Source organism: Flagellimonas lutimaris, from assembly GCF_003581615.1.
GTDB classification, from domain to species: domain Bacteria; phylum Bacteroidota; class Bacteroidia; order Flavobacteriales; family Flavobacteriaceae; genus Flagellimonas; species Flagellimonas lutimaris.
The window spans coordinates 44,365-61,002 of the sequence record NZ_QXFH01000064.1 but is presented as its reverse complement, the minus strand read 5'-3'; the positions used below and the strand labels follow the sequence as shown (position 1 = coordinate 61,002).

General features: G+C 39.2%; 18 protein-coding genes and 1 tRNA gene. 8 read left to right on the top strand and 11 right to left on the bottom strand.

Translation table 11 applies throughout. The annotated features are described in order from the left end of the window. Positions 1 to 48 precede the first annotated feature (48 nt). The 7 genes from D2V08_RS02605 to D2V08_RS02575 form a co-directional block, all read right to left on the bottom strand. Positions 49 to 2,169, bottom strand: coding sequence for a peptidylprolyl isomerase (locus D2V08_RS02605; RefSeq protein ID WP_119606557.1), 2,121 nt, complete (start codon positions 2,167 to 2,169; stop codon positions 49 to 51). Between the two features lie 84 nt (positions 2,170 to 2,253). Next, positions 2,254 to 3,483 (bottom strand): hemolysin family protein, encoded by a 1,230-nt coding sequence (locus D2V08_RS02600; RefSeq protein ID WP_500683413.1) that lies wholly within the window; start codon positions 3,481 to 3,483, stop codon positions 2,254 to 2,256. A gap of 62 nt (positions 3,484 to 3,545) precedes the next feature. Beyond that, positions 3,546 to 3,749 carry a hypothetical protein gene (locus D2V08_RS02595; RefSeq protein WP_119606555.1) on the bottom strand — a complete coding sequence of 68 codons (204 nt, stop codon included), beginning with the start codon at positions 3,747 to 3,749 and terminating at the stop codon, positions 3,546 to 3,548. Then, positions 3,742 to 4,350 (bottom strand): LPS export ABC transporter periplasmic protein LptC, encoded by a 609-nt coding sequence (gene lptC, locus D2V08_RS02590; RefSeq protein ID WP_119606554.1) that lies wholly within the window; start codon positions 4,348 to 4,350, stop codon positions 3,742 to 3,744. The genes D2V08_RS02595 and lptC overlap by 8 nt, the downstream gene beginning before the upstream one ends. Before the next feature lies 1 nt (position 4,351). Continuing rightward, positions 4,352 to 5,722: a tetratricopeptide repeat protein gene (locus D2V08_RS02585; RefSeq protein ID WP_119606553.1), complete on the bottom strand. Its 1,371-nt coding sequence runs from the start codon at positions 5,720 to 5,722 to the stop codon at positions 4,352 to 4,354. A 103-nt stretch (positions 5,723 to 5,825) separates the two neighbouring features. After that, positions 5,826 to 7,091 carry a BamG family beta-barrel-assembly machinery protein gene (gene bamG / locus D2V08_RS02580; RefSeq protein ID WP_119606552.1) on the bottom strand — a complete coding sequence of 422 codons (1,266 nt, stop codon included), beginning with the start codon at positions 7,089 to 7,091 and terminating at the stop codon, positions 5,826 to 5,828. Continuing rightward, positions 7,092 to 7,820 (bottom strand): type III pantothenate kinase, encoded by a 729-nt coding sequence (locus tag D2V08_RS02575; protein WP_119606551.1) that lies wholly within the window; start codon positions 7,818 to 7,820, stop codon positions 7,092 to 7,094. 102 nt (positions 7,821 to 7,922) lie between these two features. Between D2V08_RS02575 and D2V08_RS02570 the strand changes: the two genes are divergently transcribed. Then, positions 7,923 to 7,995 (top strand) — tRNA-Phe (locus D2V08_RS02570). Between the two features lie 299 nt (positions 7,996 to 8,294). On the opposite strand, the gene D2V08_RS02565 is transcribed toward D2V08_RS02570, so the two are convergent. Both D2V08_RS02565 and D2V08_RS02560 read right to left on the bottom strand, forming a co-directional pair. Beyond that, entirely contained in the window at positions 8,295 to 8,828 is a 534-nt protein-coding gene (locus tag D2V08_RS02565) for an SRPBCC family protein (RefSeq protein WP_147374053.1), read from the bottom strand. A 119-nt stretch (positions 8,829 to 8,947) separates the two neighbouring features. Next, positions 8,948 to 9,184 carry a helix-turn-helix domain-containing protein gene (locus D2V08_RS02560; RefSeq protein ID WP_119606549.1) on the bottom strand — a complete coding sequence of 79 codons (237 nt, stop codon included), beginning with the start codon at positions 9,182 to 9,184 and terminating at the stop codon, positions 8,948 to 8,950. 267 nt (positions 9,185 to 9,451) lie between these two features. Between D2V08_RS02560 and D2V08_RS02555 the strand changes: the two genes are divergently transcribed. Then, on the top strand, positions 9,452 to 9,742 hold the full coding sequence (locus tag D2V08_RS02555) for a hypothetical protein (protein WP_119606548.1): 291 nt from the start codon (positions 9,452 to 9,454) through the stop codon (positions 9,740 to 9,742). Between the two features lie 14 nt (positions 9,743 to 9,756). On the opposite strand, the gene D2V08_RS02550 is transcribed toward D2V08_RS02555, so the two are convergent. Continuing rightward, entirely contained in the window at positions 9,757 to 10,794 is a 1,038-nt protein-coding gene (locus D2V08_RS02550; RefSeq protein ID WP_119606547.1) for a helix-turn-helix domain-containing protein, read from the bottom strand. 198 nt (positions 10,795 to 10,992) lie between these two features. Here D2V08_RS02550 and D2V08_RS02545 point away from each other — a divergent pair, with 198 nt between their 5' ends. From D2V08_RS02545 to D2V08_RS02520, 6 genes are all read left to right on the top strand, one after another. Beyond that, positions 10,993 to 11,664: an SOS response-associated peptidase family protein gene (locus tag D2V08_RS02545; RefSeq protein WP_119606546.1), complete on the top strand. Its 672-nt coding sequence runs from the start codon at positions 10,993 to 10,995 to the stop codon at positions 11,662 to 11,664. A 182-nt stretch (positions 11,665 to 11,846) separates the two neighbouring features. Next, entirely contained in the window at positions 11,847 to 12,008 is a 162-nt protein-coding gene (locus D2V08_RS02540; RefSeq protein WP_119606545.1) for a DUF1328 family protein, read from the top strand. A 46-nt stretch (positions 12,009 to 12,054) separates the two neighbouring features. Further along, positions 12,055 to 12,294, top strand: coding sequence for a hypothetical protein (locus D2V08_RS02535; protein WP_119606544.1), 240 nt, complete (start codon positions 12,055 to 12,057; stop codon positions 12,292 to 12,294). 140 nt (positions 12,295 to 12,434) lie between these two features. Continuing rightward, the gene (gene cls, locus D2V08_RS02530; RefSeq protein ID WP_119606543.1) at positions 12,435 to 13,856 is read left to right on the top strand and encodes a cardiolipin synthase; all 1,422 of its coding nucleotides are present in this window, start codon (positions 12,435 to 12,437) and stop codon (positions 13,854 to 13,856) included. A 93-nt stretch (positions 13,857 to 13,949) separates the two neighbouring features. Beyond that, complete coding sequence (locus tag D2V08_RS02525) at positions 13,950 to 14,414, top strand: hypothetical protein (RefSeq protein ID WP_119606542.1); 465 nt, start codon at positions 13,950 to 13,952, stop codon at positions 14,412 to 14,414. Between the two features lie 122 nt (positions 14,415 to 14,536). Continuing rightward, positions 14,537 to 15,103: a hypothetical protein gene (locus D2V08_RS02520; protein WP_245980478.1), complete on the top strand. Its 567-nt coding sequence runs from the start codon at positions 14,537 to 14,539 to the stop codon at positions 15,101 to 15,103. On the opposite strand, the gene D2V08_RS02515 is transcribed toward D2V08_RS02520, so the two are convergent. Continuing rightward, entirely contained in the window at positions 15,098 to 16,621 is a 1,524-nt protein-coding gene (locus D2V08_RS02515; RefSeq protein WP_119606540.1) for a GH3 family acyl-acid amido synthetase, read from the bottom strand. The genes D2V08_RS02520 and D2V08_RS02515 overlap by 6 nt on opposite strands. Positions 16,622 to 16,638: the final 17 nt, after the last annotated feature.

Sequence of the window (16,638 nt, the reverse complement as noted above, 5' to 3'; positions counted from 1 at the left end):
AAAAAGCATCCTTTTAGGATGCTTTTTTTATCATTTCTATTACTATATCTAATAGAATATAGCTCTATTATCCTCTATCTCAGCTTTATCTTTCAATGCATTATAAACTGCTCCATTTACCCTGGCAGAGGCACTGGTCTGCAAGTTTTGTGCATAGGTACTATAGTTATCAATATCGGCTGCTTCTGTTTTGTTGGTTACTTTAAGCATATAAACACCTGTGTTTCCTTCAATCAAATCGGAGGTCCCATCCTTGTCCAAAGTAAAGGCTGTTCCCACCACCAATGGCTCTCTGCCTGCTCCTGGTATGGTCGGAGAGGACAAAGTTACCGCAGAGGCAGTGCTAACACTTACATTATTATCCGATGCAATGGCGTCCAAAGCTTTCCCCTGATTGGCAGCTATAATCTGTTTTGCCTTAAGTTCTTTTCGAATTGCAGGCAAAGCAGTTGCAGAAGCATTTTCAGGAGCCATAAGTCCTTTTTTATACTTCTTGGTCAACTGCACCACTGCATAACCATTATTTACACTAAAGCGCCTAATGTCACCAACACTGGTATCATCGTTAAATGCCCATTGTACAACGCTACGTTGAGAACCAAGGCCAGGAAGATTTTCTTCCATTTCCTTGATTTTGTTAACAGGTCTTACCGTATAGTTGCTTTCTTTTGCAATGTCACCAAAGTTTTCTGGCTCTGCATCCAAAACAGCCATTTCATATTTTGTGGCATCGGTAAACAACGTATTTATTGTTTCTTCCGATGGCTCCACTTCTCTGTCCAGTGTGGCCACTTGAATCACATCTTGCTTATCATCTACTTTGATTACGTGGTATCCGAACTGGGTCTCCACCAAACCAACTGTTCCAGTTGGGTTTCCGAAACAGAAATCGTTGAACTCATCGGCCATTACACCTTCTTGGAAATATCCCAAATCTCCTCCACGAGGTGCAGAGGGTCCATCAGAATTTTCCCTCGCCAAGACAGTGAATACAACATCTTCTTTTTTAGCTTCTGCCAATAATCTATTAGCCTCTGCTTCTGCTTCTTCTTTAGTTCTTGTAATAGCTGGGTTAGCTCTTTCTGCTCCCTCCCAAGTTATTAAAATGTGACTTGCTTTTACGGTTCCATTTGCTTTTCTGTCCATAATCTTGGACACTTTATAGGAATCCCCATCCTTGTAAGGCCCATAAATTTCACCAACCTCCATAGCCATAAGCGTATCGGCTGCAACAGAAGGAAGATCTCTTTTTGCCTTATATATGGTATCGAATTTAGAATCGGAGTACCTATCCAGAAATGCCGCCATATCGTTGGTATTTCTAAAACCAAGAATGGTATCGTTTGCGTCTTTTGTCTCTGAATACTCAACAGTATCATCCAAAAGAGCAGTAATTTCTTCTTTTACATTACTATCATCTTCAGCAGATGGTTTTTCCTCAAAGTAAACAAACCGTATGTCACGAGCCTTTTCTTGTTTGAACTTGGCTTTGTGGTTGTTTATGTAAGATTGGATATCACTTTTGGAAACTTCAATGGTACTGTCCGGAATTGAAGTGTAAGGGATACGAACGTACTGCATGTCCACTTTATCGTTGGACATATCATAATCAAGTTCACCTTCTGTAAGGGTTGTGGTAACACCACCTTTTACCAGGTTGAAGTACATACGTTCCTTAGCAGCTTGAATTATGGATTTTTCATCCTGCAACCAAGCATCGTAACGCAAAGGATCGTTTGCTCTCCAATCAGCAATGGCACTTTTAAAGACTTCTTCGTTGAATATTCCGTTCTCATCTTGAAAATCAGGAATCTGTGCATATCCTGATGTTCTTACAAAATCAATAATCTGATCGCTTTCCACATCTATCCCCAAATCCTCGAACTGTTGGTTTAAAATGGTTGTTCTAACCTCTTGGTCGTACACCATGTTCACCAACTGTGTAGAAGTAACAGTGGGGCCATATCTTCTGGAGGCTGTTTCTACCTGAGCCCTAAATTCTTCGATGGGAATATTCTCTCCATTTACCTCAGCAACCGAGGAGCCTACTTTTCCACCAGAAAAATTATTACTGCTGAACACTCCCGATATTACAAATGCGAACAACGCCAAACCAATTATTAGAATTAGAACTGTTGTTCGTTTTCTAATATTCTCTAATATTGCCATTTTATTGCTTGTTTTCTTTAAATTCAGTGGGCGAAAATACCACTTTCTTTTCAAATAGGAAAGCTAAAAAAGGGGCGGAAATTATTAATCTTCAGTATGAACGCTCACACTTACCAAATCTATTTTGGTGTTGGACACCTCCAAAATTTTAAAGGTAAAATTGTTCACGGTCACTTCTGAATCTTGTTCCGGAATTTCCCCTGTCTGGTTTACAATCAATCCTCCTAAGGTTTCATACTCTTCCCCTTCTGGAAGCTCCAGTTTATAGTTTTCATTAATGTAATCAACCTCCATACGGGCCGAAAACTTATATTCATTTTCACTTATTTGCTCTTCGTGCAAATCGGTCGAATCATGCTCATCCTCAATTTCCCCAAAAAGTTCCTCTATAATGTCCTCAACGGTTAAAATACCAGATGTACCCCCATATTCATCCAAAACAACGGACATACTTTTACGCTTTTTGGTCAGTACATTCAAAATATCTTGAATGAGCATGGTCTCGGGCACAAACTCTACCGGAAGCAAAATACTTTTTATTGTCTTGGGTTTCTTGAACAATTCGTACGAGTGGACATACCCTATGATCTCATCGATACTTTCCTTGAAAACCAAGATTTTGGAATAGCCGGTTTCTGTAAATAATTTCGTCAAGTTCTTTGGGGTCTCGTTTAATTCCACAGCAGTAATCTCTGTTCGTGGAACCATCACTTCCCTGGCTTTTACCGCAGAAAATTCCAGTGCGTTCTGAAATATCTGAATTTCAGAATCCAAATCGTCCTCTTCCTCTACCGTTTCCATTTGTTCCGTGATATAATCACCAAGCTCCAATTTGGTAAAGGATAATTGGACCTCGTCTCCATCGGTTTTAAAGAAAACCCTCAAAATAAAATCAGAGACTTTGATTACAAACCAGGATATAAGTGAGAAGAGTAGATAAAAGAAATATGCGGGTACGGCAAAAATCTTTAAAAGCGTATTGGAATATATCTGAAAAAATACCTTTGGCAAAAATTCAGCTGTCAATAGAATCACCAAAGTTGAAATTACGGTTTGGGAAAGCATGCTGAAATCCGTCAACAAGGCATTTATAAACTGAGAATTAGTTGGTAAGAGCCCCTGAAACCAGTCCATGAGCACATCACCCATAAACAGACCATAAATTACCAAGGCGATGTTATTGCCAATAAGCATGGTGGCAATAAACTTTGAAGGTCTATCTGTGAGCAAGGTGAGTACCTTGGCCAAAAAACCTTCTTGTTTTTTCTCGATTTCTATATGAATCCTATTGGCGGAAACGAAGGCAATCTCCATTCCCGAAAAAAATGCTGAAAACAGCAAGGAAAGAACTATAATGATGAGGGAGTAGTCCAATGCTATTGTTGATTATCCTTTTTTCGCTGTTCAAAACGTTTCCGATATCTTCTCCTAAAAACGAACATGGCAATAGACACTACTGCGAAGAAGATAAAAATGTAGGTGTCCTTTGGGTTTATGCTCCAAAGTGTGGCGATCTTATAAATGGAAATGGCCGCTACGGCCAAGTATAGGTATTCTGTATATCTTAAAATCTTAATCATCCTGTTCTTCTTTAATCGTCATTAGGCCATAAGTCTTGTGGGCCTTAAAAAAACTAAAATCCTTATTAAAATCCATTCCCTCGCCATCCATTACGGTTCCATCTTCAGGGTTTGTGTATGTAAAAGATGCTTCGGTAAAAATCCAATTGTTCTTTCTATCAAAATATAACTGGTCTGTCTCCAATTTTTTTCCATCATGGGTCTCTACAACCACATTCCCTTGCAAATCTATCAAATTGGTCTGTGAATACACAATACCGTAATCGGCAACAATTACACTTTTTTGGTTTTTTTCATCATAAAAATCAACCTGAAGCCCTTTTGGGAAGGTACGGAATTTAAATATTTGATTGTCAAAGTCTTCAGATAATGGACTGGTGAGAACCGCGATTACCCTGGATGTTGCCGAATCCTGAGTGCTCATTGCTTCAACAGTCTCTGTATAGGTCAACGTGAAGTTTTGGGCAACACCTTGCGGAAACAGTGGTTTTACGGCTTCTTCACCCACTCTTTCGTAATCGTCACCACAGGATATAAAAAGGATTGCCACGGTAAAAACCGTGGCAAAGCTCTTTAAAATATTTTTTGATGTTTGCTTCACACTATAGGTTAGGCACTTTAACACTACCTCCTACCCAACAGCTAAAAGAAATAGATTGACCAGCTTTTCCTGAACTGAAAATCATCTCTTTTGATGGGGCTTTGGCATTGTAGCTGGCTGCTGTTTGACTGGCACGGCCACTCAAGGCAGGATCAACCCTTCCAGCTTTTCTTGCCATATCGGCAGCTTTCCAATAAATTGCTCTCTTTTCGAATGGAGTGCTACCACAAGCATTGGCGCTAGTCGCATAAAGGTTGGCAATCAACAAATATGCTTTACCATTAGCTGGGTTTGCATCAATGGCCTTAAGTGCATAGCTTCTTGCTTGGGACTTGCTGCTTCTTCTTACTGTAGTTGCAATTTTATAAAGGATGTCAGACTTCTTGTAAGAATCTGTTTCCAACTCTACTGCCTTGTTAAAGTCAGCAAGAGCACCATTCATGTCTCCAGATTTTTGCTTCAATACACCTCCGTACATATATGCATCTGCGGATGGATCCAGAGACAATTGAGCTTCGAACAATTTTCTAAACATTGGATCGTCCGTACATTCTTTGGAGAACATTCTTCCCACTGCACGCTTAACCCACTTTACATCACCTTTCTTTTCCTCAAAGCTCTTTTCATATAATGGAATAAGGTTATCGCAATCTGCAAGTGCACCCAATTTGGAGTCCACACTACTGGCAACTTTACCGTAAGATTCGGAGTTTACCGTAGCAACCCTTAGCATTCTTTTTTCTTTGGATGTCAATGTACCTAAAGAGTCTTTTGGAAGAAGTTTAGTTACCACACCGGTCAACTTCTTGTTTTCCTCTTCAATTTTACCTGTAACATCATCGTATGTGGTAAATACAGCTTGAAGGTCCTGCTTACCGGCTCCGTGCAAATCTACCAAGCTTGAGAAGTACAAGTACAAAGCTCTAGGGTTTTTAAAATTGGCTTGGTCTTCCTTAAAAGCCTTGTCCAACATACTGAACAGTTCCTCATCGGAAGCCATTTTGTTCTCGTACATCAATAATGCTTTATCTATGGCAACACCAGCTTTACTATACTTGGTAGGGAAATATTTTAAGCTGTTATCATACAACGTCAATAAATCTTGAATATAACCGTCTTTTTCAGCTCCAGTTGAGCTTTCAACCTTGGCTTTCAAAATTCTTTCCCCGTAGGAGAAATTTGCCTTGTTGATATCTGGGCAACTTTCATAGACCATTTTCCATGGTTCGTAAGCTGCATCATAATTTTTCACCTTTACGTGTTCTGCATAAATAGACAGATTGGTCATACACTCGGGGTTCTGCGCTTGTGCCATACTTAATCCCGCCAACATCGTGACCATTATCATTGTTAAGTAGTGTCTCTTTTTCATCTTACTAATTTTAAAGCTGTTAAAGTACAAATTTTCATTAAAAAATCCTCTTGCCGGACCTTCTATGGGTGGTTATTTATCAATTTTTCAAAAAAAAGGGCTATCAATTTATTTTTCGCTGCTGAAACCATCTATCATTTAATGATAAGCCTATATTGACTTTGAAATAATTTTCCTCTATCAGGTTTGCATCGGTTGTTCCACGTTTTCCCAATTCAAATCCTAGGTTAAGATTGGAGAAAGATGTTCCCAACGGTAATCCCAATCCAAAAGTTATGCCAAAGTTATTTATTTCTTTATCGTTCACTACCAATCCACTTACATCATAACGTAATCCAGCTCGATAAGTAATTCTTTTATAATACCCCGAAAGTGAACGATAATCGGGCACCCAGTATCCTCCAAAAGCGTAGGTATTGGCATCCGTATAGTCCACATTTTCTAAACCAAGGAACCTATTGTCAAAATCGCTTAATTGCTGAAAACTGTACTCTGCCCCCAAAAACCACTTTTTGTTCTCCCCGAAGCCAAGACCTAACGTTGTTCTGGTAGGCACCTTTAACTCGGTGTCCCTCAAGTTGGAAGCGTCCAAATCAACATCTACAACCTCCACGTTGTTCCCACTTGATAGGGAAAAGGAACCTAGGGTCTGTGTATTTTTTGAAACTAAGTTACCTTGAGTATTCACCAATACAGATGCGTAGAGGGTATATTTATCTTTAATAGTGGGATTATAGTTCAGGGCATAGTTAAAATCGTACCCATTTATTTTAGATTCACGATTGTCCAAAGTTCCGAACTGCACTCCTTCAACACTTTGAATTCTTTCATACTCCAAAGTTCCAAAGTTGAAATTGGCCGTAACTCCCAGACTAAGATTCTTTATGGGTTCAAAACCAATGGATGCATACAATCTATTCAGTCCCCCTTCACCATTAAAAAAATTGGTGACCTCTGCCCCTTGTCCATTAGTGGAATTGGAATTTAAACTGTAACCAACGGATGAGTAGGGCATTAAACCAAAACCAAAACCAGCGTTTTTTGCCAATGGAAAACCAATGGAAAGATAATCCAAGTTGGTCACCGAAATGTTTTGTTCTTCGTTCCAATCCTTAAGTCTATATTGCTTATGGGAAATTCCCGCAGAATACGCCGTTAATCTAAGTTTGGAGTAGGCTGCAGGATTGGACAAATTGATATGGATACTATCTCCATACATACTTATACCGCCCATCATTTGGTTATCCACCGACCCGTTGTTCCTGTGGTCGCCAATTCCAAAATAAGAATATGGCGAAATAGTTCCGTTTTGTGCGAACAGACCATGGGCGGTCACGCAGAAAAAAACGATCAGAATTTTTTTAATCATTCAGTTTGTGTTGTATTCCAGTAGGCAATTTAGCCCCTCCAAGAGAAATTTGGAGTTCGCAAATATGGTGTTTTTTAGCCTTTTGGCAAAAAAATGGGAGTCCCCGCCTGTTAAAATAACTGTTAAATCTTGAAAACGAGATTGATATTGGTCGATTACCCCGTCCACTTCCTGTGTTACACCATTAATTACACCACTGTGGATACACGATTCTGTTGAGTTACCAATAAAATCTAAAAGCTCAGTTGGATTGAGCAAAGGTAAACCGGCCGTTTGGTTGTGCATGGCATTGTATCTCATCTTAACTCCTGGTGAAATTGCCCCACCTATGTACTCACCAAAATTATTTACCATCTCATAGGTGATACAAGTACCTGCATCAATTACCAAAGTATTGCCTCTTGGATTATGGTGATAGGCCGCTGCAGCCAAAGCCAACCTATCCACGCCCAAGGTCTGGGGGGTAGCGTAACTATTTTTGAAAGGGACTTTTGAATTGTTCGTAAGCACATGTACTTTGCAAAAAAGGGCGACCACATCCCTTTCTTTTCTGTCCAATTTACCTACCGAAGATAATATGGCATTGTTGATTTGTGGGTATTTCTCGAACAACTCCTTTATTTTGGATAGAAACAATCCAGATTCAAAACTATGGTCGTGGATTATCCTTCCGTTCTCAAAAACAGCATATTTGATCCGTGTATTCCCTATGTCGATCACCAGATTCATATTACAAAGATCGGTAATTGAAAAAAATCAAAACCTTTTTTTCGGGTTTTTGTTTGTATATCCTAATTTTGAAATTATATTTGCACCCGCTTAATAAAGCTTGGTACCTTAGCTCAGTTGGTAGAGCAACGGACTGAAAATCCGTGTGTCCCTGGTTCGATTCCTGGAGGTACCACAAAAAAACCCGCAAACTTTGTTTGTGGGTTTTTTGTTTTTATTTTCTTCTTCTTATTCGAAATTAGCCTACTACCTCAACGTCTTTTTACTGTTTTTGAACTTACTCGGGCTCAACGGTCAGCGGCATATACAGTGCCGCTGTACGGGTATTCTAAATTAGGTTATTTGGTTTTACTTTTCAAATATTTACTTTATTATAAGCAGGGTTAGCGGCATTGAATATGACCGCATGTTGTGGGTAGTGGTTTATTTATCCTGCCTTATTATTCTGCTATATCAATATTTTATTAGTCAAGATTACTCTAAATAATTCTTCAGTTTATTTAGAGACATTTCATTTCCTTGAATAAAGAATTTGAGCAAATCAATCCATTGTTGTTCATTTTTATAGCCAATTCCATAAATGGTTAATTTTGTCTGGTTTTCACTCAACTTATGAAAGTCAACGATACTATATAAATTCTTTTCTTCACCTATCATAAATTCCGGAAAGTTCTCATTTAACTCTGCCTGCATTGTGATTAATTCATAAGGAATATAATTTAGTATGTGATTTACAATTGTTCCCTTGTCGCCAATAGAAGCTGTTGAATCGTAATGTGATTTAATAGTTCCATTAATTCTAAAGTCCATTTCTACAATTGGAGTCACCCATCCTTTCCATCCTTCAGGAGTTGTATAGGCATTCCAAACTTTCTCAATAGAGGTATTTATCACGACTTCTTGTTTAAGCATCAATTCACCTGAAGGCAGAGTGTCCGTTTGACTTGTTGCCTGTCCATAAGTGAGATTAACCAAAAGAAGAATTAATAGAGTAAAAAAGTATTTCATAATCTGTTCTTTATTAGGCACTAGTATCTTTTTCCATTACCCACAACTTGTTTATATGGATGTAAAATACATCTATATACACCCAAAATAGGTATAAAACCGATGATCGGGGTGATTTATTATTTAAAATTAAAAAGCTCCTCCACACTAATTTCAAGTGCTTTGGCTAGTAATTTCAAATTGGATATTGTAGTGTTTACCTCGCCATTTTCAATACGCCACACTTGATTTTTGGATAATCCGGCGATGGCCTCCAGTTTGGTCTGCGACAAATTCCGCTCTTCACGTAAAGCTCTCAGATTCATTCCAAAATCTCGTATAAACAACTTCTCTTCGAGGCTTAATTTATTTCGCATGTCTCAAGTTGCACTATATATAGAAATAAATCTCCCCTATATATAGGGTTAACTCAAAAAACCATCATATCTTTATATCCCTTCTTAACCTATTCCAATGTTAAAAAACCCAAATCCTAGCCCCATACAATCAGTTAAAGACATTCTTCACCAAACCTCCATCGCTTCGTTGCAGATCACCTTTGCCACCCTTGAAATCCGAAACCACCAAAACAGGCAGTTCCTTAACCAAGTAGAGCGGCGGCAGTGCCGCATTGTCCTTCAAAAATGCCTTGCAGCAATGTAGCCGAAATAACGGTGGTGGATAATATGGTGTTTCGTTTTTCCTTTCAATTCCGCATTCCCGATACAGCAGCGGAGTTCCATAACTTGGAAATGCTCTCCCTGCCCCGCCCCTTGGACCGTGGTAGACTGTGTGTGGATAAAGAAAAATATGGCTACTTTAGGATAGATGCCCCGGACCCTTCGCTCTGTGTGGAGGTTACGCATGTGTACCAAGGCATATGTAAGCTAGAACGGTTCTGCACGCCCCTTTGTGGCAAACCTGTCGGGATGTAAGGTAATTATAATCCCTAACCCACCACTTGAGCACTTTTTTTGCTGTTTTTGAATTCACTGGGGCTTAAGCCAAATTTTTCCTTAAAGATTTTGGAAAAGTAGCTTCTACTGGTAAACCCGATGGAATAGACTACTTCGGAGATATTCATTTCTGTGGTTGCAATATAATCGCGTGCCAGTTCCAGTCTGGCATTCCTAATGTACTCGGTCACCGTTTTATTGTACAACAATTTAAACCCTTCTTGAAGCTTTGCCTGGGTAAGTCCGGTTTCTGTCGAAATCTCTTCCAAAGAAAAATCCTTGGCAATGTTTTTCTCTATTTTTTTCGCATAGCTGCGAATCTTTTTCAACTCCCTTTTCAACAAACTGGTTTGGGGCCGTTTGTTCATCACCTCCTTGTTGTGCTGCATCATGTGCATGGAGAGTATTTGATACACATAACCCTCTATCATCATAATACGGACCATTCCCTTCGCCTTGATTTTTTTAATGGAAGTCATCACCTCGGCAATTTTTAAGTTGTAAGAACCGTAATATGCAAACACCTTTTCGTGGTCGGTATCCAAGAATACTTTGTACAACTGTTTGTTGAGTTCCTCTCCCTGATTCAATCTTTTGCGCAAAAAGGGCTTTCTGCGCACTTGTATCACCGTTTGGCTAATTTTCACGTCCTTTGGAAAGTACCTATCCGTAATACCTCCATCACGATTTGTTAAAATAACAGACTGGAATTGTTCCATGATCTTGATATCGTCTTTGGGCTGATACCCAAACTTATGCCCGCAATAGCCCTCCAAACAATAATAAAAACTAATGGGGTTAAAGTCAGAAGTGTCCACCTGGATCAAAACTTCATCAAAAAAAGTAATGTCAAGTTCCAATAAACTTACCCCCCAATCAAAGGTGATAAAACGAATACTGCCATTCGCTTTGTCATTGGAAACATTCAACGTATACTGCCCCCATCGCTCCTCAATTTCGCCTCCAATTACATTTTTTATTTGCTCAACCGATTCAGCGGTGTCTTGAGCGTCTACTTTAACTTTAATCATTAAAATGTCTCCCTACCTTTTGTTCAACTATTGGTCTTACCTTATAAAGATAGAATTTGTGGGCAAGTGGACAACCATACCTGCAAACCTTTATCATAGTTTTAGTAAAAAAATTATCAAAAGCAACACGATTAAATTGGTTTGAGTTAAGATTTTCATCTGATTTATGGTTACTTGAATTCCAGATTCAAGAAGATTATGATTTACAAACTTTCAAATATCGCGGAGACAGCAGAGATAGAAGAGGAGTTTGGAATTCCCTTCAGGTATCCAAATTTGTACAGACCAAACCCTGTTATCAATGGTTTTCACGAAACCAACCTCAGCGTGGTGACCATGGAAAACAAAAGCGAAATCACTTTTGCTATTTGGGGACTTATGCCCCATGACTTTAAAGAAGACTGGCATATTTTCCAGCACAACTCAAATACCTTAAATGTTCAGATGGAAGAACTGAAAAGCATAGCTTGGATGCAGGATTCCTTTAAACAGAGGCGCTGCCTGATCATTGTAACAGGTTTTTACACCCATCATCTGGAAAATGGCAACACTCTTAGTTACCATATATACCAAGCCTCGAAAAAGCCATTCTACCTTGCAGGCACATATAACATTTTGAATGATGGCTTTTTATGCACGGCATTAATGGTAAGTAAAACCGACCCATTTGTTTCCAGTTATCACAACATCAGCAATCTAGCACCTGTTATTATCTCCAAAGAAAAGGCAGGAACATGGTTAGACAAAAAATCTGCTGTTGATGACTTGAAAGAAATCATTCAAAATCCCAAAAAAATACCCTTAGAAGCCAAGCAAATGACCAGCGAGTTTTTTGTAAATAATTTGACCCCAAACAACCGTACGGCATAATTATTTGTGGGACCAGCACATTAAAGACACGATATACCCCTATTTAAAGGGCTTCATACCATTTATATTTTCTATTGAGTCAACATAAAAAGGATAAGCGGCAAGCTTCCGAACCAAAACAAACGACATTTGTAATGTACTGATTAAGAGATGATCAGGCACTAACCTAAAACACTACTATTATGTTACGCTGGACAGTCACCTTTATAATATTGGCCATTGTTGCCGGTATATTTGGTTTTGGAGGTATTGCTGCAGGAGCTGCGAGTATAGCCAAAATCCTTTTCTTCATATTCATTGTATTGTTTATCATTTCATTGATAACGGGAAGAAAAAAATTATAAGTCAAGAGACACTAAAACGAAATCAATAACTAAAAACAGAAAACACATGAAAAAGTCAATAAGTTTATTTACGATGTTTATAGCAATGGTACTTACCTTAAGTATGACCAGTTGCAGAGAAACAAAAGAAGATAAGGCCGAAGAGGCCATAGAAGAAGTAAAAGATGGTGTGGAAGATGCAGCCGATGACGTGGAAGATGCGGCAGAAGATGTTGGGGACGATATTGAAGATGCCGCCGATGACGTGGAAGATGAAGTCGAGGATGCCACTGATAGCGATTCCTAACAAATTTCACCATCACACAATTTAACTCTGGTAAGTTTTTGCCAGAGTTTTTTTGTTGCCCTTGGTCGCAATTATAACCCAAAGGAATAAATGTCTCATTATTCGTTCATAACTTAGAGCATAAAACACCAACATTTTTTTTGAAGACCTTACTCACCATAATATATATTTTGACTTCCGTTTGGGCCATTGGTGCCATCATCTACCATGGCAGAAGACCATCGCGTTCCATAAGTTGGGCCTTGGCCATTATAACCCTGCCCCTATTGGGAGCCGTGCTCTATTATCTTTTTGGAATGAACCGCCGAAAATTCAAGTTCTTCAACCCCAAGGAGTTTGAAAAACGGAAAAACTATGGTTTTCAACAAATTCCATCACAAGAAGATTTTAAGTCCGATTTTGATGTCGACATAAGAAAAAGAAGGCTCTGCAAACTTATTGAGGCCAGTTCCAATACTACTGCGACCCATGGAAATAAGGTAACCACCCTCCAAGATGGCGGTGAAACCTTCAATGTACTGTTTAAAGCGATGGAAAAAGCGGAAAAGTTCATCCATATGCAGTATTATATTTTGGAAAGAGGAAGCCTCTTGGACAAAATGCTGGAGCTTTTTGAAAGAAAAATTAAAGAAGGTGTAGAAGTCCGTATTATTTATGATTCCTTGGGAAGTTACCAATTACGCGGTCGTCCCAGAAAAAAGTTTGAGGATATCGGGGTAAAAATCTATCCCATAATGCCTATTCGGTTAAAAAACCTTCTTTTTTCTCTCAATTTTAGGAACCATCGGAAAATTGTAATCATAGACAACAATGTTGCATTTACCGGTGGTGTAAATGTATCCGACAAGTACATCAAACGGGAGAATGGCCTTGGCAAATGGAAGGATACCCACCTAAAACTAGAAGGACCTATTGTAAACGATTTGCACATGGTTTTCCTAAAAGATTATTTTTTTTCCAGCAAAAAGGAAGATTTTCATATCTCCGATTACCTTTCTAAGCAAGAGAAGGCTGGAAATATTGATGCACAGGTAGTAGCAGGAGGTCCAGATTCCAAGCACCCCACCATTATGCAGCAATATATTGGCATGATGACCCAAGCCGAACATTCCATACGTATCGCAAATCCCTATTTTGTTCCTGGTGAGGCTTTTTTGCAAAGTTTAAAAATTGTAGCCCTCCAGGGTGTGGACATCAGTCTTTTGGTACCGAAAAAATCGGACTCCAAAGCAGCCAAGTTTGCCATGTTTTCGCATTTTGAAGAATTGCTGAAAGTAGGGGTCAAAATTTACTTGCGAGAAGACTTTTCACACAGTAAAATTATGATAGTCGATAACGATTTGGTCTCTATCGGCTCCGGAAACTTTGATATTCGAAGCTTTGAGCTCAACTACGAGACCAATGTTCTTATTTACAACAAAAAAGTGAATTCCGAAATGACCGAGGAGTTCCAAAAGGTTTGTCAAAAAGCTAATCTGGTAACTCTGGAACGCTTCCAGAACCGGACCCTTTGGCAAAAATTTCTTGAAGGACTCTTCAAATTCCTTAAGCCCCTGCTCTAAAAGGGATCCATTTTCTATTTGAATCAATCATTAATTGATTTGCGGTAAGCCGATCATAGGCCAAAACTATCTTTGTATCAAAATAAAACCATCATGAAGAACATAATTTTAATTCTATTTTTAATCGGAACAACAACCATGTGTGCCCAGAGCATTTCAAAAAATGCATTAGGTATTCGAGTGGGTGACAACGATGGATTTGGAGGTGAAGTTTCCTATCAAAGATATCTACACGAGAACAACAGATTAGAATTTGACCTGGGTTGGAGAGATTCCAATAATGTTGAAGCCTTTAAATTAGTTGGCCTGTACCAATGGGTGATGCCCATAGATGGAGGATTTAATTGGTATGTTGGTGCCGGTGGTGGAATAGGGTCTTTTGATGCCGGTGAGAACGATGGGTCTTTTGCACTAATTGCTGGTGACCTAGGTATTGAATATAACTTTGAAATTCCCCTGCTTATATCGCTGGACATGAGACCCGAGATTGGTTTCAACGACAATTATTCCGACGACCTTGACCTAGATATTGCCCTAGGACTCCGATACCAGTTCTAAATAAAGTACAATCACATCAAAAAGGGCAAATAATTATTTGCCCTTTTTTTAACCCCAATATTTTGAAGCAAAGAATAAAACTACTTCTCCTACTATCTATATCCCTAATATTAATAACTACTATAGTGACAGAACCCAAAAATAAGATTCCAGAAAACATAAAAAGTGAGGTGGACATAGCGTTACATCATTTTCCTGAGCTCGAGGGGATTTCTATTGAGTTCAAGTTTAAAAAGAACATTAAAAAATCGGTTATGCTGGCCCAACCCACCTGGAGCGGTTTGCTTAAACCGAAGAATAAACGGAGCTATAAAATTCTGATCAGTGAAAAGTTTAAGATTTCTGGAGCGGAGTTTAAGACATTGGATGTGCCCAGAGATGTTCTGATTGGTTGGATTGGACATGAGCTAGGTCACGTTATGGACTATCAACAGCGTAGCAACCTCAACTTAATAGGCTTTGGGATTCGTTATGTGTTACTGAAAGAGTTTGTAAAAAAAGCAGAGCGTGCAGCAGACTCCTTTGCTGTTTCGCGAGGAATGTCCGAGTATATTTTAAAAACAAAACGGTTTATCCTAAACCATTCCAAGATTGATGAAGTTTACAAGGCCCGTATCAAACAGTATTACCTATCTCCTGATGAAATTATGGAAATGGTAAAGGAACAAGAAAACAGCAGTTTGTTATGATTGCTCCGACACGAAATCTTCCCATTCCTTAAAGCGATCTTCGCCCATCACTCTCTCCATTTTTACCTGCCCACCCTTTTTCTTGTTGGCGCCGCTCCAATCCGCAAACATTTGTTGCGACACAAAATTCACCTTTACACCTTCCAAAGCTTTGCTTCGGGCTACTTTGTAATTTTTATTGGCTTCTTTTAGATAATTATCTAGAGCGGCTGCGGTTTTTTCTTCATCCAAAGTCTTATCCGACCCCAGATACCACGAATGGTAGAATCCGTCATCAAAACGTTTGGCGCAAAGCGTATACTCTGGCACTTTTATGTTCAATTCTTCCTCCAAATGCTTCACGGCATCGTTCAACTTGTTTACAGAAAGTTGAGAACCTACCGTATTCAAGAAAAACTTGGTACGTCCGGTAATTTTTATTTCTGCTCTTTCCACATCGGTAAAAGCAATGGTGTCGCCAATAATGTAACGCCATGCACCGGACACAGTGGATATAATAAGAACATAATCTACATCTTCTTCAACCTCATCGAGGGTAACGGATGGTGCGTCATCGGTCAAGGAACCATCTTGGTTTACATACTCGGGTTCAAAGGGCACAAACTCAAAATAGATGCCATTATCCGTAATCAATTTCATGGAAGTAGTCTGCGGCCTTACTTGGCAAGCAATAAATCCCTCAGAAGCCAAATAGGTATCTATTATCTGAATGGGATGTCCCAAGAGGGCATTAAAACTTTTTTCGTAGGGGTCAAAGGCCACTCCGCCTGAGGTATAGGCTTGTAAATTGGGCCATATCTCGTGAATATTGTCCACATTGTGATAATCGATTACTTTTTTCAGCATCAACTCCATCCAAGAGGGAATACCGCTCAAAGCTCCAATATCCCAATTTTTGGCATTCTTGGCTATGGATAGGACCCGTTCGTCCCAGTCATCAATTTTGGCGATTTCGTCACCGGGCTTGTAGTACTTTTTAAACCAAAAAGGAATGTTACCGGCACTTATTCCGCTTATTTCACCTTCCCTTTTTCCATCTCTTTCCTGCAGGTTTGTAGAGCTTCCCAACATCATGATTTCTTTTTCAAAAAAATCTGCGGGCATATCAAAGTTACTCATGGCAAATACCTGCTGCCTTCCAGCGCGTGTGATGGAATCCAACATATCTTTGGTCACCGGTATTCTTTTGGATTCTTTACCTGTTGTTCCAGATGATAACGCAAAAAAATCCGGGCTACCTGGCCAAGTAACATCAGGCTCGCCTTCAATGGTTTTACTCCACCACTCTTCAGTAATTTTATTGTAATCGTGATAAGGTATCGCCTTGGAAAATGCCTTCGGAATGTTATGAGATTCCAAAATGGAAACAAAATCATATTGCTTTCCAAATTGTGTATCCCTGGCTTTGTTTAATAATTCTTGAAGAACTTTCTTTTGCTCATCAACTGGACTCGGTTCCTTGCTCAGGGCATCTCTTGCCTCAATAACTCCTTTTATAATATTTCCTATGATTGCCATTTTGGGTAATTTATTTA